This window comes from Dactylosporangium sp. CA-092794 (genome assembly GCF_050948465.1).
In the GTDB taxonomy this organism is placed as follows: domain Bacteria; phylum Actinomycetota; class Actinomycetes; order Mycobacteriales; family Micromonosporaceae; genus Dactylosporangium.
In genome coordinates this window covers 9798584-9820490 of record NZ_CP192044.1, presented here as the reverse complement: position 1 = coordinate 9820490, position 21907 = coordinate 9798584, and the positions used below count along the sequence as shown (strand labels likewise).

General features: G+C 72.6%; 15 protein-coding genes. 13 read left to right on the top strand and 2 right to left on the bottom strand.

Going from position 1 to position 21907, the window contains the following annotated elements; all coding sequences use genetic code 11:
• Positions 1-12: 12 nt before the first annotated feature.
• Positions 13-2361, bottom strand: a complete 2349-nt coding sequence (locus ACQPXD_RS42040) for a glycoside hydrolase domain-containing protein (protein WP_432828271.1) — start codon at positions 2359-2361, stop codon at positions 13-15.
• A 221-nt stretch (positions 2362-2582) separates the two neighbouring features.
• Between ACQPXD_RS42040 and ACQPXD_RS42035 the strand changes: the two genes are divergently transcribed.
• Positions 2583-4268: a bifunctional 3'-5' exonuclease/DNA polymerase gene (locus ACQPXD_RS42035; RefSeq protein ID WP_432828269.1), complete on the top strand. Its 1686-nt coding sequence runs from the start codon at positions 2583-2585 to the stop codon at positions 4266-4268.
• Here the strand turns inward: ACQPXD_RS42035 and ACQPXD_RS42030 are convergent.
• Positions 4250-4747, bottom strand: coding sequence for an NUDIX domain-containing protein (locus ACQPXD_RS42030; protein ID WP_432828267.1), 498 nt, complete (start codon positions 4745-4747; stop codon positions 4250-4252). The genes ACQPXD_RS42035 and ACQPXD_RS42030 overlap by 19 nt on opposite strands.
• Before the next feature lie 142 nt (positions 4748-4889).
• Between ACQPXD_RS42030 and ACQPXD_RS42025 the strand changes: the two genes are divergently transcribed.
• From ACQPXD_RS42025 to ACQPXD_RS41970, 12 genes are all read left to right on the top strand, one after another.
• Positions 4890-5405, top strand: coding sequence for a nucleotidyltransferase family protein (locus tag ACQPXD_RS42025; RefSeq protein ID WP_432828265.1), 516 nt, complete (start codon positions 4890-4892; stop codon positions 5403-5405).
• Positions 5406-5547: 142 nt separating this feature from the next.
• Positions 5548-6558, top strand: a complete 1011-nt coding sequence (locus ACQPXD_RS42020) for an LLM class flavin-dependent oxidoreductase (protein WP_432828263.1) — start codon at positions 5548-5550, stop codon at positions 6556-6558.
• Between the two features lie 41 nt (positions 6559-6599).
• Positions 6600-7457, top strand: coding sequence for an AAA family ATPase (locus ACQPXD_RS42015; RefSeq protein WP_432828261.1), 858 nt, complete (start codon positions 6600-6602; stop codon positions 7455-7457).
• Entirely contained in the window at positions 7444-8469 is a 1026-nt protein-coding gene (locus ACQPXD_RS42010; RefSeq protein WP_432828259.1) for a vWA domain-containing protein, read from the top strand. The genes ACQPXD_RS42015 and ACQPXD_RS42010 overlap by 14 nt, the downstream gene beginning before the upstream one ends.
• Complete coding sequence (locus ACQPXD_RS42005; protein WP_432828257.1) at positions 8462-9574, top strand: XdhC family protein; 1113 nt, start codon at positions 8462-8464, stop codon at positions 9572-9574. The genes ACQPXD_RS42010 and ACQPXD_RS42005 overlap by 8 nt, the downstream gene beginning before the upstream one ends.
• A 181-nt stretch (positions 9575-9755) precedes the next feature.
• The gene (locus ACQPXD_RS42000) at positions 9756-11591 is read left to right on the top strand and encodes a DUF4118 domain-containing protein (protein WP_432828255.1); all 1836 of its coding nucleotides are present in this window, start codon (positions 9756-9758) and stop codon (positions 11589-11591) included.
• Positions 11592-11796: 205 nt separating this feature from the next.
• Positions 11797-12321 carry a (2Fe-2S)-binding protein gene (locus tag ACQPXD_RS41995; protein WP_432828253.1) on the top strand — a complete coding sequence of 175 codons (525 nt, stop codon included), beginning with the start codon at positions 11797-11799 and terminating at the stop codon, positions 12319-12321.
• The gene (locus tag ACQPXD_RS41990) at positions 12318-14681 is read left to right on the top strand and encodes a xanthine dehydrogenase family protein molybdopterin-binding subunit (RefSeq protein ID WP_432828251.1); all 2364 of its coding nucleotides are present in this window, start codon (positions 12318-12320) and stop codon (positions 14679-14681) included. The genes ACQPXD_RS41995 and ACQPXD_RS41990 overlap by 4 nt, the downstream gene beginning before the upstream one ends.
• A complete protein-coding gene (locus tag ACQPXD_RS41985; RefSeq protein ID WP_432828249.1) occupies positions 14678-15529 on the top strand; it encodes an FAD binding domain-containing protein in 852 nt (283 codons plus the stop codon). Before ACQPXD_RS41990 ends, ACQPXD_RS41985 begins: the two co-directional genes overlap by 4 nt.
• A gap of 1171 nt (positions 15530-16700) precedes the next feature.
• Positions 16701-17549, top strand: coding sequence for an SRPBCC family protein (locus ACQPXD_RS41980; RefSeq protein ID WP_432828247.1), 849 nt, complete (start codon positions 16701-16703; stop codon positions 17547-17549).
• 77 nt (positions 17550-17626) lie between these two features.
• Entirely contained in the window at positions 17627-19873 is a 2247-nt protein-coding gene (locus ACQPXD_RS41975; protein ID WP_432828245.1) for a S8 family serine peptidase, read from the top strand.
• A gap of 377 nt (positions 19874-20250) precedes the next feature.
• On the top strand, positions 20251-21822 hold the full coding sequence (locus tag ACQPXD_RS41970; RefSeq protein WP_432828243.1) for an FAD-dependent oxidoreductase: 1572 nt from the start codon (positions 20251-20253) through the stop codon (positions 21820-21822).
• Positions 21823-21907: the final 85 nt, after the last annotated feature.

Genomic DNA, 21907 nt, shown 5'->3' with positions numbered 1-21907 from the left:
CTGGGGTCAGGACTAGGCGGCGCGGGCCGTCACGACGTCGGTGAACGCTCTGGCGACGCCGTCCTTCATCTGCTCGGGAACCAGGTCGATGCCGATGTAGCCGCCGCCGCCCTCGTCGAACCAGAAGGCGTCGACAGCGGCGGCGAACGGCGCGTCGTCGGTCTGCGTGAACACGGCCATGGCCGCCGCGTAGAGAATGTCCGCCGAGCTCAGGAACCGAGCGGAGTAGAACTGCGTGAACCGGGCCGACGAGAGGGCCGGGTCCGAGTAGTAGTACTTGATGAATTGGGACAGCTTGCGGTTGTCCCCGAGATTGTGCGGGTAGCCGAACACGAAGGCGTCGACATCGGCCAGGAAGTTGCCCATGTTGAAATATCCGGCGTCCCCGTCGGAGGCGATATGACTCATCGCCCAACTGTATGCGTCTGCAGCCGGCAGGCCCGTGTCGGTGAATTGCGCCAGGGTGCCGAGGAGATCGCCGCCCCAGCCGCCGAAGTCGACCAGGCCGACTCGGGTGAAATCGGAGTGCAGGGTGTTGTTGAGCATCGCCCCGAACGCCGCCCCGAAATGCTCGACGTCCTGGTCGCGGAACAGCTTTGGATCCCGCAACGGCGCGATGTCCGGGCGGCTCTGGTAGGTCTTCACGAAATTGATGAAGTCGTCGTCGATCGCGCCGAAAACCGTGTCCGCGCCGGTGAAGTTGTACTTTCCGCCGCGAAATCGCAAGTATTGCGCGGTCAGCTCCTGGGTCGACCGGCTCTGGTGCCCCTGGTCCCACCACTGCTGGGCCCGGGCCTCGACCCAGATCAGGTACGTGTAGAACGCGTCGTTGTAGTCCCGCGGGCGCGTAACGCTGGTCACCCCGACATCGCGGCCGGACGCGACGTCCTTGTCGATCTCGATCGCTCCCGGCGTTGTCTCCTCGTTGCTGCCGCCGAGCATGAGATTGGCGATCTGGTCGAACGCCCAATCCTCCGGCAGGCTGTAGCCGAGATTGCCGCTGTATCCGGTCGACATGTCGCTGACGAAGCTGCGCGTGGTCAGACCGGCCCTCGCCAGCCGGGTGCACACGTTGCGGGTGCCGTAGACGCCAATCGCATACTGGTCGCCATCGCCGTGCACCGCCGCGGCGACGCCCTGGAAATGCGGAATGATGTTGCTGGAGATGTCGGAGTCGAGGGCGTCGTAGTCCACCGAGAAGTAGATGACGGTGCCGAACGGGATGCCGAGCTCGTGCGCCTTGGCGACGGCCGCCGTGCCGTCGGTCATGCCCTGGGTGGAGTTGAAGTGGGTGATGCTGTCCCCCCACTCCTGATAGAGCGGGAAGAACGCCAGGCCGTTGTCATTGATCAGTGAGATTTCCGAGCTGGTCAGCACCTTGGTCGTGCCGCCGCTCAGATAACGCCCGACGTATTCGTAGCCGTTGGTCTTCAGGGTCGCGATCTTCGCCGCGTTGAGCGGGCGGGCGCAGTCCATGGCCCGGCCGGCCCGGTCCGGATTTCCGGTCGAGACAAGCAGGGACATCCACGTGTCGAGATTCGCCTCACCGTCCTGGTTCAGGGCGGCGAACTCCTGGAACCGTTCGGTGACACCGGTGATTGCGGAGTCGAAGTGGGGGTCGGCGCCGTCCCAGTGGCCGTCGTAGCCGTTGAAGATCAAGGCCGCCTTGAACAGGCGGACGAACCCGACGGCGCCGCTGTCGACGGATCCTGCTCTGACGTATGCCGCGGTCCGCAGGCCGGCCTTGGTGTTCGGTCCGACGTTACCGTTGGCCGCGTCGTCGCTGAAGCCCAGGGTGAACTGGACGCCGAGGATCAGGTTGTTGTGCGCGCTGCGTGAGGGGAGGCCGTCGCACGAGCTGATGGAGAAATCGCGCCGGTTGCTGAAGTTTCGGTTCAGCCACTGCTGCACCTCGCGCCGGTATTGATCGCCGCCGGGCAACTTCACGTAGGCGTCCATGGTGAGGAGCGCCTTGAACACCTTGGGGGTGAGCGTGTCTTGCGGGTCGAGACCTATGTCCTCCTGCATGGACGTGAGACCGATAACGGTCCGCGTGCCGAAAGCGCCGTCTATGTCACCGCCGGAGTAGCCCTTGCAATAGAGGCCGGCTTCCGCGATTTTCCGGATGTTCACATTCGGCGATGCGGCGCCGACGTTGCCGTGCGCCGACAGTCTTGCAAAGGTGGTCGGGCCGAAGTTGTCGGAGAGCGAGGTGATTCCCAGCTCGATCTGCAGCGCCCTCGTGAGCGAGAACATCGTCTGCCAGCCGGTGGAGCCGTCTTCCGCGCAGCGATTGTATCCGGGCACCGAGGAATAGGTGGCGTTCACCCATCGCTGGGCTCTCAGCACCATTTCGTCCATACAGCTCCCCCTAAGCCGTGGATCGGAACGGAGCCGGGCCCCTATTGCATATGCATGAGATTTGCCGGGGCGGGCAACCGATAAGGGTGACATTAGATTCCTGGATCTCGATGCGCTGCCCCGTTCGCTGTGACATACGCCACGACGAACGACGTGCGCCGCGGGCGCGACAAGCAGCCCAGGCCGGGGTGTCGGGCGCGGGCGGCGCCGATAATGTCCTGGTGCTCGTCGCGGTGGTGCCGTCCGGGGCCGGTGGTCTGCTCAGGCCGCTGGCCGACGATGGCGCGCCCGCCGGGCCGGAGCGGTCCGTCGCCGACCTGGCGGGGGCGGTCGCCGAGATCGAGTCACGCGACCGTCCCCGGTGGCTCTGGGCGTCCACGGCGGAGATCTATCCCCGGTTGGTACGGTCCGGAGTCCGCCTCGACCGCTGCCACGACCTCGAGCTGGCCGAGGCGCTCCTGCTCGGCGCCGAGGGCGCGTGGGGCCAGCCGCGGACGGTTGCCGCCGCGAGCGCCCGACTGGCCGGCCGCCCGGTGCCGCCCGACCCGCCGCCGCGGGTGGCCGAGCCGCCCGGCCTGTCACAGGAGTCGCTCTTCGACGCGTTCGACGCACCGGCGGTACCACTGCAGGAACTCATCGATGTCTATGCCGTGCAACGGGCACGGATCGACGCGCTGCCCGAGCTGCCCTCGGCACACCCCCTCGCGCCCAGGGCCGGCGGCATGCGCACCCTGATCGCGGCGGAGTCCGCCGGGGCGCTGGTCGCCGTCGAGATCGGCCTGGCCGGCCTGCCGTGGCGCGCCGACGTGCACGACGCCCTGCTGCGCGAGCTGCTCGGCCCGCCCTCGCCGGTCGGCGGCCCGCCCGCGCGCCTGGCCGAGCTCGCCGCGCGCATCGACGAGGCCCTCGGCCAGCGGGTGCACCCGGACTCGCCGGCCGAGCTGCTGCGCGCGTTCGCCCGGGCCGGCATCATGCTGCGCAGCACCCGCCGCTGGGAGCTCGAGCACGTCGACCACCCCGCGGTGCCGGTCCTGCTGGAGTACAAGGAGCTGTACCGGCTCTGGGTCGCGCACGGCTGGTCGTGGCTGGAGCAGTGGGTCGACGGCGGCCGGTTCCGCGCCGAGTACATCCCCGGCGGCGTCGTCTCCGGCCGCTGGGCCACCCGCGGCGGCGGCGCCCTGCAGATCCCCAAGGTCGTGCGCCGGGCCGTGGTCGCCGACCCGGGCTGGCGGTTCGTCGTCGCCGACGCCGGGCAGCTCGAGCCGCGGGTCCTCGCCGCCGTCTCCGGCGACCGCCGGCTCGCCCGCGCCGCCGCGGAAGGCGACCTCTACGCCAACCTCGCCGCCGAGGCGTTCGACGGCGACCGGGCCAAGGCCAAGATAGCGCTGCTCGGCGCGATGTACGGCCAGACCGGCGGCAACGCCGCGCCCGCCCTCGCCGCGCTGCGCCGCTTCTACCCGACCGCCTGGGACCTGGTCGAGGAGGCCGCCCGCATCGGCGAGACCGGGGGACTGGTGCGCACCTGGCTCGGCCGCACCTGCCCGCCCGCCTCGGTGACCTGGCGGGAGGGCTTCGACGAGCCGGGCGCCGAGGTCGAGTCGCGCGGCGGCGCCCGGGGCCGGGCCCGCGGCCGGTTCACCCGCAACTTCGTGATCCAGGGCACCGCCGCCGAGTGGGCTCTGGTACTCCTGGCCCGGCTCCGGGCCGCGCTCGCCGGTCACCGCGCCGAGCTGGTCTTCTTCCAGCACGACGAGGTGATCGTGCACTGCCCGGCCGAGGAGGCCGGCGCGGTCACCGCCGCCGTCCGGGCCGCCGGCGACGAGGCGCGCCGGTTGCTGTTCGGCGACACCGAGGTACGCTTCCCGCTCGATATATCCACTGTGGAGCGTTACGCGGACGCGAAGTAGCGCGCCAGCACCTCGGTGTGTGTCGGAAAGCACAACTCCTGCGCGCCGATGGAGATTTCGAAGCCGATCGACTCCTCGGTGCGGACCGACGCCGGCAGCTCGGCGAACGGGCGCGGGGGCAGCACGCCGAAGACGATCAGGTTGCTGGTGCGCACGCTGTGGACGTCGAAGAGGCGTACCTCCTCGGCATCGGCGAGAATCGTGGTCTCCTCGCGCAGCTCCCGCGCCGCCGCCTCCTGCCACGTCTCGCCGAGCTCGATGAAGCCGCCCGGCAGCGCCAGCTCGCCGCGCATCGGCTCGATGTCGCGGCGCACGACGACGATCCCGCGGCCGTGGTCGGTGTCGACCGGCAGCAGCACGACCGCCACCGGCAAGGGGTTGCGCCAGGTGGTCTCGCCGCACGCGGCGCACACCCGCGGCCACGCCGCCCCTTGCGCATAGGCGGCGCCGCAGTACGAACAGTGATCATGGAGGGCCATGAGCAAGCAGCCTACCGATCGGGTACTAGTCTGATCGGAGTCGGTGCTGACCGTTGGATGTAGGAGAGCCCCGCTGAGCGCGATAGTCGGACTGGTTCTCGCCGCAGGTGGCGGCCGCCGGTATGGCGGGCCCAAGGCCCTCGTGCGCCACGAGGACGGCCGCCTGCTGGTCGAACGCGCCGTCGCCACCCTACGCGACGGCGGCTGCACGCGGATCTGGGTGGTCCTGGGCGCGGAGTCCGGCCGCGTCCGCGACGAGGCGCAGCTCGGCGACGCCCAGCTGCTGGACAACCCGACCTGGAAGAGCGGCATGGGTTCGTCGCTGCGCGTCGGCCTGGCCGCACTGGCCGACACCGACGCCGAAGCGGTCGCCGTGCTGCTCGTCGACACGCCCGGCATCGGCCCGGAAGCGGTGGCCCGGATGCTGGCCGCCGCCCCCGCCGGCTCGGGCGCGCTGATGACCGCGACGTACAAGGGCCGCCGCGGCCACCCGGTCATCCTGGGCCGCGACCACTGGCCCGGCGTGACCACCTTGGCCACGGCCGACGTGGGCGCCCGTGCCTACCTGGTCGCCCATTCCGACACCGTCCAGGGCGTGCCGTGCGAGGACATCGCCGACGACACCGACCTCGACGTGCCCCCGGAGCCCGACTCCTGACGCCCTCGCCCGGCGCGCACCCACCGCGCCGGGCATGTCCCGCTCGGGGCGGCACCACCCCGCCCGACAGCCGCGGCGTCACCCTGCCATGATCGGACGCGGGTACCGGCGGCCGCAGCCGGATTTCCAGGGGGAGGCGTCGATGGAGCTCGGTGTCTACAGCTTCGGCGACCGGCATCCGGATCCGGCGACCGGCGAGCAGGTCTCGGTCGCCGGCAAGCTGGCCCAGACGATCGAGCGGATCCGGCTGGCCGACCAGCTGGGCCTGGCCTTCTACGGGCTGGGGGAGCACCACCTGCCCAACTACGCGATCTCCAACCCCGGCACGGTGCTCGCCGCCGCGGCGAGCGTCACCGAGCGGATCACGCTCAGCAGCGCGGTGACCGTGCTGAGCACCGAGGACCCGGTGCGGGTCTACCAGCAGTTCACCACCTTGGACCAGCTCAGCCGGGGCCGGGCCGAGCTGCTGGCCGGGCGTGGGTCGTTCATCGAGTCCTTTCCGTTGTACGGCGCCGACCTGGGCGACTACGACGCGCTGTTCGACGAGAAGCTGCAACTGCTGCTGCAGCTGGACCGCGGCAACCCGGTCACCTGGTCCGGCCGGTTCCGCCCGGCGCTGGACAAGGCCGAGATCTGGCCCCGGCCGTACGCCGAGCACCTGCGCATCTCGGTCGGCACCGGCGGCAACCCGGAGTCGTCGGTGCGCGCCGGCATGCTCGGGCTGCCCATCGTCTACGCGGTGATCGGCGGGCGCCCGGAGCGCTTCGCGCCGCTGGTCAACCTCTACCGGCGGGCCGGCGGCGGCCACGTGACGATGGGCGCCATCGGCCTCATCGGCCGCGACTCCCGCGAGGCGAAGGAGGCGTTCTACCCCTATTGGCTCAGCACGATGCGGTACGGCGCCCAGGCGCGCGGCTGGTCCGTGCCGACGCGGGCGGAGTACGACGCGATGGCGGCCGGCGCGCAGCAGATCTTCACCGGCTCGCCGGAGGAGGTCGCCGAGCGCATCATCACTGTCGGCAAGCTGGTCGGTGCGGACCGTTATGCGTTGCAGATGGACTGGTCAGGGGTACCGCACGAGCTCGTCATGACCTCGATCGAGCTGCTCGGCACCGAGGTCCTGCCGCTGGTACGGGCGGCATTCGACGCCTGAGTGATTTCCGCCGGCCCGCTCGGTGGAGCATAGTTGGGGGCGTGCCGGAATTCGCGTCGCCGGCCGCTCTCGCGGCGCGCCTGGCCGACGTGGGCTACCTCGCCGACGAGGGGCTCGCGATGGCGGGCTTCCTCGCGCTGCGCCTGCACCGGCCGATCTTCCTGGAGGGAGACGCCGGGGTCGGCAAGACCGCCTTCGCGGCCGCGCTGGCCGAGGCCGCCGGGGTCGAGCTGATCCGGCTGCAGTGCTACGAGGGCCTCGACGCGACGCAGGCGCTCTACGACTGGGACTTCCCGCGCCAGGTCCTGCACCTGCGGGCGGTGGAGGCGGCCGCGCACGGCGCGCTGTCGGCCGCCGAGCTGGAGGCCGACCTCTACGACCGGCGGTTCCTGCTGGCCCGGCCGCTGCTGCGGGCGATCGAGCGGGCCCCCTGCGTGCTGCTCGTCGACGAGATCGACCGCGCCGACGACGAGTTCGAGGCGTATCTGCTGGAGCTGCTCGCCGACGCCGCCGTGACCGTGCCGGAGCTCGGCCGGATCGTGGCCGACGTGCCGCCGGTCGTGGTGGTGACGAGCAACCGGACCCGCGAGGTCCACGACGCGCTGAAGCGCCGCTGCCTGTACCACTGGGTGACCCACCCCACGCCCGAGCGGGAGGCGGCCATCCTGCGCGCCCGGCTGCCCGGGGTCGCCGAGCGGCTCGCCGACGCGGTCGCCGCGGCGACCGCCCGGCTGCGCACCCTCGACCTGGTCAAGCCGCCCGGCGTGGCCGAGGCGATCGACTGGGCGGCGGCGCTGGCCGCCCTGGGGCTGACCGTGCCCGGCGTGGAGACGCTCGGCGTGGTGCTCAAGGTGCGCGAGGACATCGAGCTGGCCCGGAGCGCCGATGTACTCGCTTGACCGGCGCCTGTCCTTCTGGTCCGCGCTGGCCGCGGCCGGGCCCGAGCACGCCTACTGGGTCGGCCGGCTCACCCTGTGCGGCTCGCCCGAGGACATCGCGCGCTACGACGCGGCCGTGCTCGGCCACGCCCGCGACGCGGCGCCGAAGGGCACCCCGTGGCAGGTGCGCCGGCTGCCCGAGCGGTCGCTGTTCCGCGCCACGATGCCGCCGTCCGCGCCCGCCACCGACGCCGATCCGGCGCTGGCGGTGCAGGCCAGCGACCAGGAGGTACTGCGGCATCGTGACCTGGCGACGCTGAGCCCCGACGAGCGCACGGAGGCGCAGCGCCTGCTGGAGCTGACCGCGCGCGCCCGCCCGATGCGGCCGGGCCGGCGGTTCGCACCGGCCGCGCGCGGCTCTGTCGACCGTCGGCGCACCATGCGCGCCATGCTGCGCGGCCCCGACGTGCTGCTGCGCCGGGCCCGCCGGCCGCGGCCGCGCCGGGTGGTGCTGCTGGTGGACGTGTCGGGCTCGATGTCGCCGTATGCGGACGCGCTGCTGCGATTCGCCCACGCGCTGGTCCGCCACCGGCCCCGATGGACGTCAGTCTACGCGCTCGGCACCCGGCTGACCCCCCTCGGCGCCACGCTGCGCACCCGCGACCCCGAGGCCGCGCTGCGCCTGGCCGGCCAGGCGATCCCGGACTGGCGCGGCGGCACGCGGCTGGCCGGCGCCCTGTCGGCGTTCGTGCGCGGCGACGGTCACCGCGGCGTGGCCCGCCGGGCCGTGGTCGTCGTGTTCAGCGACGGCTGGGAGACCGGCGAGCCGGCCCGGCTGGGCGAGGCCGTGGCGCACCTGCGCCGGCTGGCCGCCCGGGTCATCTGGGTGAGCCCGCACGCGGGCCGCCCCGGTTTCGCGCCGTCGGCCGGCGGGCTGTCCGCGGTCCTGCCACACGTCGACGCCCTCGTCGCCGGCCACACCATCGCGACGCTCGCGGCGTTGGTGGAGAACATGGAGGTACACCGTGCGTGAGGTGCTGAACGAGCTGCTGACCTGGTGGCGGGCGGGTGACCCGGTCGGCATGGCCACGGTCGTGCGCACCTGGCACAGCTCGCCCCGCCCGCCCGGCGCGACGATGCTGGTCGGCCCGGACGAGACCGCGGTCGGCAGCGTCTCCGGCGGCTGCGTCGAGGGCGCGGTGTACGAGCTGGCCCGCGAGGTGGTCGACAGCGGCCGCCCGGTGGTGCAGCGCTACGGCGTCAGCGACGACGACGCGTTCGCCGTCGGCCTCACCTGCGGCGGTATCATCGAGCTGCTGGTGGAGCCGGTCACCCAGCAGACGTTCCCGTCCCTGGACAAGGTCGCGCACGCCATCGAGCACCGCGACCCGGTCGCCGTCGTCTCGATCGTCGAGGGCCCCGCGGAGCGCATCGGCCGGCGCCTCGTGGTCTGGCCCGGCTCGGTCGAGGGCACCCTGGGCTCGGCGCGCCTCGACGCCGCCGCCACGGACGACGCCCGCGGCCTGCTCGCCGCCGGCCGCACCGACACGTTGCACTACGGCCTCGACGGCGAGCGGCGCGGCGAGGGCCTGACCGTGTTCGTGGCGTCGTATGCGCCGCCGGCTCGCATGCTGGTGTTCGGCGCCATCGACTTCGCCGCGTCGGTCGCGAGGATCGGCGGATTTCTGGGGTACCACGTCACCGTCTGCGACGCCCGTCCGGTCTTCGCCACGTCCAAGCGCTTCCCCGGCGCCGACGAGGTGATCGTCGACTGGCCGCACCGCTATCTGCAGGCCGAGATCGACGCCGGCCGCGTCGACGACCGCACGGTGGTGTGCGTGCTCACCCACGACCCGAAGTTCGACGTGCCGGTGCTGCAGGTCGCACTGCGCCACGAGTTCGCCTACGTCGGCGCCATGGGCTCCCGCCGCACCCACGACGACCGGATGGCCCGCCTGCGCGAGGCCGGCATCCCGGAGGCGGAGCTGGCCCGCCTGTCCTCGCCGATCGGCCTGGACCTGGGCGCCCGCACCCCGGAGGAGACGGCCATCAGCATCGCCGCCGAGATCATCGCCGGCCGCTGGGGCGGCGGCGGCGCCCGCCTGACCACCACCGCCGGCCGTATCCACCACGACTGACGACGCGGGATGATCCGGCGTCCGCAGTAATCTTCCAACGAAAGCGGTTCGAGGTCGCGTCACCGCAGGACGAGCGCTACCTCGCGGATTGCGGGACAGCCTTCGACCCTCCAAGCGTGGTGACGCGACGCGGAAGGGGGCAGCTGCGATGCGGGCCCGCCTGCTGTCACTGTTCTTGCGGATGAGGCCGCCGCCGTTCGCCGCCGGGCTCCTGGCCGCGGCGGTACTGGTCACCGTTGAGACGTTGGCGCTCTACGCGCTGCACGGCACGGAGCACCGGGACGCCCGCGGCGTGGTGTACCTCTTCGGCGTCCTGGTCGTCTCCACCGTCTGGGGTGCCGGCCTCGGCATCCTGACCTCGCTGGCCAGCGCCTTGGCCTACAACTACTTCCACGTCGCGCCCTTCGGCGTGCTGAATCTCACGGCCGGCGAGGATCTCGAGGACACGGTGATCTTCGTCATCGCCGCCATGCTGGTGAGCGGCCTCGCGGACCTCGCCCGCTCGTACGCCCTCGAAGTCACGCAACGTCGCCGCGAGGCCGACCTCTCCGCCGAACTGGCGCACCTGCTCCTCGGCGCCCGCGACCTGCGCCCTGCCCTGCGCGCGGCCGCGCGGCGCATCGCGCAGACACTCGAACTGCCCTCCGCCGCGATCGAGCTCGACGAGGTCGGCGGCGGCGCCGGCCGGGTCGCGTTCCCGCTGCGCGCCGGGGACTCGGTCGTGGGCACCCTCCTGGTCCCGGCCGGCGTCGCCGAGCGGATCGAGCAGCGGCTGCGGCAGTGGCTGGTGCCCACGCTGGAGTCGCTGCTCAGCGCGGCCCGCGAGCGCGCGACGATGACCGACTCGCTGATGGCGAGCCGCGAGCGGGCCCGGCTCCTGGCCGACCAGCAGGTCGCGTTGCGGCGGGTGGCGACGCTGGTCGCGCGGGGCGCCGCGCCGGCCGAGGTGTTCGAGGCGGTCACCGACGAGCTGGCCCGGGTCCTCGGCCCGTATCCCACCGGGCTGTACCGGTGCGAACCGGACGGCACCTTCACCCAGGTCACCGGCCGCGGCGAGCTGGACGTGGGCCGGCGAAGGTACCCGGCCGTGGGCGACAGCATCCTGGTCACGGTGCGCCGGACCTGCGCTCCGGGCCGCATGTCCTACGAGCACGCGGCCGGCCCGAACGCCGACCGCGCCCGGCGGGCCGGCCTCCGCTCGACGGTCGGCGCTCCGGTCATCGTCGAGGGCCGGGTCTGGGGCGTGGCGATCGTCGCGTCCACCCGGCCAGAGCCCCTGCCGGGCGACACCGAGACGCGGCTGGCCGACTTCACCGAACTCGTCGGGACCGCCATCGCCAACGCCGAGAGCCACGCCGAGCTCACCGCGTCGCGTGCCCGCATCGTGGCCGCCGGCGACGAGGCCCGCCGCCGCATCGAACGCGACCTGCACGACGGCGCGCAGCAACAGCTCATCGCGCTCGGCCTGCGGTTGCGCATGCTCGAGACGACACTGCCCGCCGGCCTGGGCCCGGCCAGAACGGAGCTGTCGCAGGTCGTGGACGGGCTCACCGGCATCTTCCAGGATCTGCAGCAGATCTCCCGCGGCATCCACCCGGGCATCCTCGCCGAGGGCGGGCTCGGCCCGGCCCTGCGGACCCTCGCGCGCCGCAGCCCCGTGCCGGTCGACCTCACCCTGGCCGTCGACCGGCGACTCCCGGACCCGGTCGAGGTCGCCGCCTACTACGTGGTCTCGGAGGCGCTCACGAATACCGCCAAGCACGCCCGGGCGTCGCGGGTCCGCGTCGACGTCGAAGCGGGCGACACCAGCCTGCGCATCCGCGTGCACGACAACGGCGTCGGGGGAGCCGACACGGACCGGGGCTCCGGGCTGATCGGCCTGCGGGACCGCATCGCGGCGGTCGGCGGCCACCTGGACATCGTCAGCCCGGCCGGCATCGGAACGACGCTGCTGGCCGAGATCCCCGTCGCTGCCCTCGACGGGCAGCGCCCGCGCATCCGCACCGCACGCGGCTAGCGCATCCTGGGCGGAGCGCCGGGCGGCGTTGTGCGGCGGCTCATGGTCGCGGCCCTCACGCTGCCGGGTTCGAGGGCCGCTGGAAAAAGTCAAGACCCACAGAGGGTTGCGCTCGTCACTGGTCCTGCGGTGTGCTGATCAGGCAGTGGCCCGCGATGCGCCCGCCGCGCGACGGGCCGTTCGGCACGTTCCCGCGGGAGGCAGCATGTCCTCTTCCCAACGGGTCCGGGTGAGCCTCGACGTCGACGGCAGCCGCTACGTCGACGACGTCGAGCCACGGACCCTTCTCGTTCAGCATCTTCGTGAGCGGCTCGGCAAGGTTGGCACGGTCATCGGCTGCGATACCAGCAACTGCGGCTCATGCACCGTGCTCATGGGCGGCCCCGACGAGCCGCAGCACAGCGTCAAGAGTTGTTCCGTCCTGGCCGTGCAGGCCGACGGGGCGAGCGTCACCACCGTCGAAGGCCTGGCCGGGCCCGACGGGTCCCTGCACGCGGTACAGCAGGCATTTCATGAGCTGCACGCGCTCCAGTGCGGGTTCTGCACGCCCGGCATGATCATGTCCGCGGTGGACCTGCTGCGCGACAACCCGGACCCGTCCGAGGAGGAGATCCGCGAGGGGCTGTCCGGCAACCTCTGCCGGTGCACCGGCTACCAGAACATCGTCCGCGCCGTGCAGGCCGCCGCCGCGGCGCTGCGGGCGCAGGTGCCCGAGGAGGTGACAGCGTGACTGCCACCATCGAGCCCGAGATCGGCGCCGCGCGGCGGCGCAAGGAGGACGCGCGGCTGATCACCGGGCGGACCCGCTGGACCGACAACATCGCGCTGCCCGGCATGCTGCACCTGGCGATCCTGCGCAGCCCGCACGCGCACGCGCTGATCACCCGGGTCGACGTGTCGGGAGCGCGGAGCGCGCCGAACGTCGTCGCGGCATTCAGCGGTGCCGACGTCGCCGACGTCCAGGGTAGCCTCCCGTGCGCCTGGCCGGTGACCGAGGACATCGTGCACCCGGTGCGGCCGCCGCTGGCCGTCGACCGGGTGCGCCACCACGGGGAGGCGGTCGCCGTCGTCGTGGCCCGCGACGCGGCGAGCGCGGTCGACGCGCTGGAGGCGATCGAGGTCGAGTACGAGCCGCTGACGCCCGTGCTCGACCTGGCGGCCGCGGCGCGCGACGAGGGGCTGGTGCACCCGGACAAGGGGACCAACCGGTCGTACACCTGGGTCTTCGACTCCGCCGACGCCGGCACCGGCTCGAGCGTGGCCGACGCCGAGGCCGAGGTGCGGGTGCAACGCCGCTACGTCCAGCAGCGGCTCATCCCGGCGTTCATGGAGCCGCGCAGCGTGGTCGTGGACCCGGGCGCGGGGGAGTACACGGTCTGGTCGGCCACCCAGATCCCGCACATCCTGCGGGTCTTCTACGCGCTGCTGACCGGGGTGCCGGAGCACAAGATCCGAGTCATCGCGCCCGACGTGGGCGGCGGGTTCGGCGGGAAGCTGCAGGTCACGCCGGAGGAGATGATCGCGTTCCTGGCCGCGCAGCGGGTCGGGCGGCCGGTGAAGTACACCGAGACGCGCGCCGACACGATGCTCTCCGCCCACCACGGGCGCGACCAGATCCAGGACATCACCCTCACCGCGCGCCGCGACGGCACGCTCACCGGCATCGACGTCAAGCTGATCGCCAACATGGGCGCCTACCTCGGCCTGGTCGGGCCGGGCGTGCCGATCCTCGGCGCGTTCATGTACAACGCGATCTACAAGGTCCCGGCGTACCGCTTCGAGTGCACCGGCGTCTTCACCAACACGACGATTACCGATGCGTACCGCGGGGCGGGCCGCCCCGAGGCGACGTACGCCATCGAGCGCGCGATGGACGAGCTCGCCGTCGAGGTCGGGCTGGACCCGATCGAGCTGCGCCGGCGCAACTGGATCAAGGCCGAGGAGTTCCCGTACTCCACGGTCGCCGGCCTGGTCTACGACTCCGGTGACTACGACGCGGCCACGGACAAGGCGCTCGAGCTGTTCGGCTACGACGAGCTGCGCGCCGAGCAGGCCAAGCGCCGGGAGGCCGGCGATGCGGTACAGCTCGGCATCGGCGTGTCTACGTATACGGAGATGTGCGGCCTGGCCCCGTCGCGGGTGCTCGGCGCGCTGCGGTACGCGGCCGGCGGCTGGGAGAGCGCGGCGGTGCGCGTCCTGCCCACCGGCAAGGTCGAGGTCGTCACCGGCACCAGCCCGCACGGCCAGGGGCACGTGACGGCGTGGAGCCAGATCGTCGCCGACGAGCTCGGCGTGGCGTTCGAGGACGTCGAGGTGCTGCACGGCGACACGCGTACGTCGCACAAGGGCCTGGACACCTACGGCTCCCGCTCGCTCGCGGTCGGCGGCGTTGCCCTGGTCGAGGCGTGCCGCAAGGTGCGCGACAAGGCCCGGATAGTCGCCGCCCACATGCTGGAGTGCAGCCCTGACGACCTCGAGTTCACCGGCGGGGCGTTCCGGGTCCGCGGTACCCCCGACGCGGCCAAGACCATCGGCGACTGCGCGTTTGCCGTCTTCGCCGCGCACGACCTGCCCGACGGGGTCGAGGCGACGCTGGACGCGGACGCGACCTTCGACCCGCAGACGTTCTCGTTCCCGCACGGCACGCACCTGTGCGCCACGGAGATCGACACGCTCACCGGGCGGGTGACGATCCGGCGGTACGTCGCCGTCGACGACGTCGGCCGGGTGATCAACCCGCTGATCGTGGAGGGGCAGGTGCACGGCGGCGTGGCGCAGGGCATCGCGCAGGCCCTGCACGAGCAGGCCGTCTACGACGACAGCGGGACGCTGCTGACCGGCTCCTTCGTGGAGTACACCATTCCGAGCGCCGCCGATCTGCCCACGATCATCACCGACCGGACCGAGACGCCGGCCACCTCCAACCCGCTCGGCGTGAAGGGCGTGGGCGAGGCGGGCGCGATCGCCGCCACCCCCGCTGTGGTCAACGCGATCGTCGACGCGCTGCGGCCGTACGGCGTCTCCGACGTGCCCATGCCCTGCACCCCCGAGCGGGTGTGGCGCGCCATCAAGCGCGGAGGTGTACATTGATTCCCGTCGCGTTCGACTACATCCGTCCGTCCACTGTGGACGAGGCGGTGGCGGCGCTCGGCTCGGCCGACGAGGGCAAGGTCCTCGCCGGCGGACAGTCGCTGCTGCCGGTGTTGCGGCTGCGCCTGGCCGCACCCACCGTCCTGGTCGACCTCGGCGGTGTCCCCGGCCTCTCCGGCGTGCGGCTGGAGGGCGATACGCTGGTCATCGGCGCGATGACCACCCACGCGGAGGTCGCCGCCTCCGATCTCGTCCGGCAGCACGCGCCGCTGCTCGCCGCCGCGGCCGGCACCGTCGGCGACCGCCAGGTCCGCCACCGCGGCACCCTGGGCGGTTCGCTGGCGCACGCCGACCCGGCCGCTGACCTGCCCGCCGTGGCGGCGGCCCTGGATGCGACGTTTGTCGTGCAGGGCCCGGCGGGCAGCCGGACGATCGCCGCGGCCGACTTCGCGGTCGACCTGTTCACCACCGCGCTCGCGCCGGACGACGTGCTGGTCGAGGTGCGCCTGCCCTCGACCGCCGGCTGGGCGACCCACTACGAGAAGTTCCACCGCACCGCCCAGGCGTGGGCGATCGTCGGGGTGGCCGTCGCCGTCCGGCGCGACAACGGCGGCATCGGCTCGGCCCGCATCGCGCTGACGAACATGGGCCCGGTCCCGCACCGCCCCGGCCAGGTCGAGGCGGCACTGTCCGGCGCGCCCGCGGCCCAGCCGGCGATCGCCGAGGCGTGCGCGGCCGTGGCCGACGGCACCGCGCCGGTCGACGACCTGTCGGCCTCCGCGGACTACCGGCGGGAGTTGGCCCGCGTGCTGACCACCCGCGCGGTGTGCCGGGCGCTCGGCGTGTGATCCCGAAGGTGTACCGCCGCGAATCCCGGTCTCGGCGGCGGTACACCTTCACCGAACCGACCACCGCGTGCAGCCTCGGCCGCAGTGCGCGCCACCTCGCGGGCGCCTCCGACGACCCCGGGCCGGCCCGTGATCTCGACCAGGCATCGCTCGCCCGCGCGCTTCAGCGCACCGACCGAGGTCGCCCGCTGGGGCCTTTGTCGAAGTCGGCGGTGGTGGCGGACCGCTCTGAGGTCCGGGCGTGTCGAGATCGACAATGAGCGAGGTCTCCGGTCGTTGGTTACCGACCAAGGAACGTAAGGTGCCCCCGGGCGGCACTTTCTCTCCGCGATCATGCCGAGGAGCGTCCCGAATGGCGGGATCTCCATGATCGTGGAGCGATGATGTACCAGGAGCGGCACTATCACTCCGCGATCATGAGGATCCCGGCCAGTGGACGCCTCCGGTGCATGATCGCGGAAGCAAAACGCCGCACCGGCTGCGCGCCGCGCCCGGCCGCGTGGGCCGCGCGCCGCACCGGCCGCGCCCGGCCGCACGGACTGTGCGCCGCACCGGCTGTTCGCCGCACCGGCTGTTCGCCGCACCGGCTGTTCGCCGCACCGGCTGTGCGCCGCACCGGCTGTGCGCCGCACCCGGCCGCACGGGCCGCGCGCCGCACCGGCCGCAGGGGCCACCAGCGCCGCGCGCGGCGGGCGGGGCGGGCTGGGGGTCGCACCGCTCTGGATCGACGGGGTTGAGTCAGCCCGTGGATCTGGCGGCGTGGGAGGGCGCAAGCCGGCGTCGGAGGCGGCCCCGGCCACCGCCTTCGACCCCGCAACCCACCAGCAGTGCCACGCGGTGGAGCGCGGGGTCGAGCGCAACCGCGCCGTCGCGGCCCGGGGTGGCGCACTCGGCGCTCGCCTGCGCGCTTCAGCCGGCCGCCCCCGCTCCGGCCGCCCTCGATGCGGGCGCCGTGCCTGATGGGTCGGATCGAGTTCCTGACCGCGCCGCCGCTCTTGCCCGCCACGACGCAAGCGCTCGTCGTCGCAGGGGCAGGTCGCCAGGCCCGTCCGTTCGGCTACGGCGTCACCTTACCGCGCGCTGGCTGCGTTTGCTGCCCCGCGGCGACTAACGTCCAACCTGGACCCGGCACCCGACCGGCCGGGATGCACCGAACGCTGGAGGTACGGCCGTGCAACTGGAGAACACCTTCACCGTGCCCGTCCCCGTCGATCAGGCGTGGGCGGTCCTGCTGGATATCGAACGGGTGGCGCCCTGCATGCCGGGCGCGACGCTGACCTCGGTCGACGGCGACGCTTTCACCGGGACGGTGAAGGTCAAGCTGGGCCCGGTCAGCATGACCTTCAAGGGCTCCGGACGTTTCGCGGAGCGTGACGAGGCCGGGCACCGGGTGGTGTTGAGCGCTTCGGGCGCCGACAGTCGTGGCGGGGGTACGGCCAAGGCCACCGTCACCGCGGGGCTGGTCGCCGAGGGTGAGGTCACCCGGGTGAACGTGTCCACCGACCTCGACATCACCGGCAAGGCGGCGCAGTTCGGCCGCGGGCTGATCGGCGACGTCAGCGGCCGGCTGATCGGGCAGTTCGCCGACTGCCTGGCCGGCAAGCTGACCGCCGTTGCCGAGCCGGTGGCCGCCGCGCCCGAGCCGGTAACCGCGCCCGGGCCGGCGGCCGTCGCCGCCCAGCCGGGGGCCGCGATCGCCGAGCCGGTCGCCGCCACTGCCGAGCCGGTCGCCGCCACTGCCGAGCCGGTCGCCGCCACTGCCGAGCCCGTCGCTTCCACTGCCGAGCCGGTCGCGGCCACTGCCGAGCCGGGGGCCGCGGCCGCCGGGCAGGGACCCGATGCCGCGCCGGTCGCAAAGCCGGCGCCCGTGCCGCCGATCCAGCCCGAGGCCGAGCCGATCGACCTGCTCGCGGTGAGCGGCGTTGGCCCGGCGGTGCGCCGCGCCGTGCCGTATGTAGTGACGGCCGCGGCGAGTTTCGCGGTGGTCCTGGGCATCATCTGGTGGATCAGGCGCCGCTGAGGCTTCTTGATCCATCCCGGCGGTTCATCCGATAGGGTGACGGTCAGTAACCATCGGATGACCAAAGGTGATGGCGGATGATCGGCATCGGAAGACGGCGCCGCCTCGGCACCCTGGCCCTCGCGGTCGCGGCCGCGTTGGGCACGGGGTCGCCGGCGAACGCCGCGCCCGCAGAGGGCGTCGTGTATGGCGAGGCCCAGGGGGGCGTCGCCAACGGGTACGTAGTGATGCTCAAGGACCCGCCAGGCGCGCAGGACGAGGCGCAGGCACAGGCGTTTGTCGCCGCCAAGGCGCAGTCGCTCGCCCAGCAGTACGGCGGGGACGTCCAGGAGCAGTACAGCACCGCGCTGCGCGGTTTCACGATCGGCAACATCAGCGATACGCAGGCCGCGCAGCTGGCCGCGCACTCCGACGTGGCCCGCGTGGAGCGCAACATCGTGCTGCACAAGAGCGGCACGCAGAACTCGCCGGGATGGGGCCTGGCCCGCCTCGACAACCGGGCGAACACCTACGACAACACGTACACCTATCCGAACACGGCTACGAACGTCACGGCGTACGTGGTCGACTCCGGCATCCGCATCTCGCACGACGACTTCGGCGGCCGGGCCACTTACGGGCGCAACCTCGTCAACCGGTCGCTGCACCAGATTCCCGGCCCCGGCAACGAGAACAACAGCGACGACCCGAACAACGCCAACGACTGCGACGGCCACGGCACGCACGTCGCCGGCATCATCGGCGGCACCATCTACGGCGTCGCCAAGGGCATCAGCCTCGTCGCCGTCCGGGCGCTGGACTGCAACGGCGAGGGAACGCTGGGCGAGGTCCTGGCCGCCGTCGACTGGGTGACGGACAACGCCGTCCACCCGGCCGTGGTGAACATGAGCCTCGGCGGCGACCGGTCCGCGACCCTGGACACCGCCGTGCGCAACTCCATCGCCTCGGGCCTGACCTGGACGGTCGCCGCCGGCAACGGCGACGACGCCGGCAACCCGCAGGCCGCCTGCGACAGCTCGCCCAGCGACGTCTCCGAAGCGATCGTGGTCGGCGCGTCCAACATCAATGACCATCCGGCGTACTGGTCGAACTACGGCGCATGCGTAGACCTCTACGCACCCGGCGTAGACATCACCTCGACCTGGATCACCGACAACGCGGCGATCAAGACGCTCGACGGCACGTCGATGGCCGCACCGCACGTCGCCGGCGCGGCCGCGCTCATCCTGGACGCCCACCAGGACTACTCGGCCGAGCAGGTCCGCAATGCGCTGGTGCAGGGCTCCACGATCGGCGCGCTCGACATGTCGTTCTACCCGGCATACGCCAGGCAGGGCACGCCCAACCGGCTGGTGTACGTGCGCCAGGGCGACCCGCCGCACCCGGCCGGGCGGACGATGAGCCTGTACAACCCGCGGTTCGGCACGACCGAGGTGTACTCCCGATCGACCGACGACCACCTCATCTACACCTACTGGTCCGGCGACTGGTCCGACTGGACCGACCTCGGCGGCACCATCGCCGGCGACCCGGCCGTGCTGTACAACCCGCGCTTCGGCACGACCGAGGTCTACGCGCGGCTGTCCAACAACCACCTCGCCTACCGGTACTACTCCGCCGGCTGGTCCCCGTGGATCGACCTGGGCGGCAACATCGCCGGCAACCCCGCGGTGATCTACAACCCAAAGTACGGCACGACCGAGGTGTACACCCGCACCAGCGGCGGCAGCCTCGAGTACCGCTTCTACTCCTACGGCTGGTCCGACCCGATCAACCTGGGCGGCAACTTCACCGGCGACCCCGGCGTGCTCTACAACCCGCGTTTCGGCACCACGGAGGCGTACCTGACCGGCGGCTCCGGCCTGCAGTACGTCTACTACCTGGGCGCCTGGTCCAACTGGATCAACCTGGGCGGCCAGTCCGAGGGCACGCCGGCCGTGCTGTACAACCCGCACTACGGCACCACCGAGGTATACGTACACACGACGGCCGACAAGCTTGCGTACGTCTACTACCTGGGCGGCTGGTCCGGCTGGAACAACCTGGGCGGCAGCCTCGACACCGACCCCGGCGTGATCTACAACCCGACGCACGGCACCACCGAGGTGTACGTGCACACGCCGGCCAACGAGCTGCAGTACGTCTACTACTTGGGCGGCTGGTCCGGCTGGAACAACCTGGACGGCACCACGTCGGGCTCTCCGTCGGTGCTGTACAACCCGCGCTTCGGCACCACGGAGGCGTACACCATGACCCAGGACGGCCACGCGACGTATAAGTACTACGCCGGCGGCTGGTCGAACTACATCGACCTGTCCCCGTGACCCAGTAGCCATACCGCACACGACGACGGCCCGCGCCCCAAGCGCGGGCCGTCGCCGTCATCGCACCGGAGTTCCGGCGCCGCCGCACATTTCGCGGCGAGACGCTCGACGGCGCTGACCCGCTCCCGCCGGCGATCTGTCGCCAAGGCGCCGCTGGACCGCCGGAGTCAAGCGTTTCGCGGCGCGGCTCGCCCCTTGGCGGTCGGCGCCGGGCGCTGGCGGACGCCTGGTCGCGGCCGGTGCGGCCGAGCCGGCCGGGGTCGAGTGTTTCGCGGCGCGGCTTGCCCTCTGGCGGTTGGCGCTGGGGCGTTGGTGGACGCCCGGTCGCGGCCGGTGCGGCGTTTTGGCGGCGCGGCGCTGCGGGGCACGATGGTGGGGTGGGTCATCGTGTGACCGTGTGGGACGACCGGCTCAGCGCCGGGGAGTTGGCGGCGCTCGCGCCCGGTCGGCCGGAGGACCTCGACCGCACCCCCGACGTGCTCATCGTCGGCGGCGGGGCGATCGGGCTGTCCGCCGCCGTCTTCTGTCTGCGGGCCGGGCTGGGGCGAGTGGTCCTCATCGAGCGCGCGGAGCGGCTCGCCCCCGGCGCGTCGTCGGGCAACGGCGGCGCGATCGCCCCGGACATGCATCTGCTCACCGACGGGCCGGAGTTCGTCGCCTTCGGCCGTCGCAGCCTTGAGTTGTACCGCGAACTCGACGCCGAGTGGGGCGGCGCCATCGGCACGTGGGAAACCCGCTGGCTCGACATCCGGCCGGCCAGCACCGTCCCCTTTGGACCCCAGCCTGCCTCGGCCTCGTCCGCTGCACCCCTCCCCGGACAGTCCCTGTCAGGCACGCCACTGTCCCGCCGCCCGCTCCGGGACGGGCCGCCGTCCGACGGGCCGCTCCTCGGCGGACCGCTTGCGGGGCCGCGGTTTCCGGACGGCCCGCTCGCGGATCGGCCGTTGCCCGGAGGGCCACGCGCGGAGCCGCCGTTTCCGGACGGCCCGCTGGCGGGGCCGCCGTTCTCGGACCGCCCACTTCCGCGCGGGTCGTCGCCCGATGGGCCGCCTTCGCGCCGGTCGCTGCCCGAGGAGCCCTCGCCGGACGAACTGCTCCGCGACCGGCCCCCGTCCGAAGCGTCCCGACCACCCGGACCGGTCCCGGACGGGTCGCACTTCGACGACCCTCAGCCCGACAGATCGCAGGCCGACGGGCCGCGGTTCGACGGGCCGCAGCGGGGCGGGCTGTGGCTGCTCGACGCGGCCGCGGTGCGCGAGCTCGAGCCCGATGTCGTGCCGCCGGACGGGGCGATCGCAGTGCTCGCCGAGCGGCAGTTGGCGGTCAACCCGCTCCGGCTCGCCGCCGCGCTCGCGCCGCGGGCCGGGCAGGTCGCCACCGGTGTCGCGATGCTCGGCGTGACCATGCGCGGCGACCGGGTCGCGGCCGTCCACACCAACGTCGGTGACTTTAGCCCCGGCGCGCTGATTCTGGCCACCGGCCTGGTTCCGGCGCCGTGGGACGTCGGCGTGCCGCAGCGCTGGGTCAAGGGACACATGCTCGCCGTCGCGCCCGGGCCGTGGCGCCTGGGCAGCGTGCTGGCCGGCCCGTTCGGCGGGGGCTCGCCGCTGCCGGACGGCACCATTGTCTGCGGCGGCACGTTCGACGAGGGCGACCAGACTCTGGACGTGTATCCGGAGATCGCCGACCCCATGGCCGCCGCGCTCGCCACCATCCTGCCGGCCGCCGCTGGCGCCACGATCAGCCGCCGCTGGTGCTGCTTCCGGCCGTACATCGAAGGCCGCCAACCCGTCATCGACCGCCTGCCGGGCGTGAGCAACGGCTGGTTTGCCGGCGGCCACTTCACCACCGGCATCATGATGGCCCCGGCCACCGGCGCCGCTCTCGCGGCCTGGATCGGCTCGGGCACCGCGCCGCCGCCGGTGCGCTCGTTCACCCTACCCCGGTAGCCGCGACCGCCCAAGTGCCGAGGTGGCGGGCTTGAACCCGCCGGCTGACCCCCGGATCTGACTCAAGTTCGCCGATGTATCCACC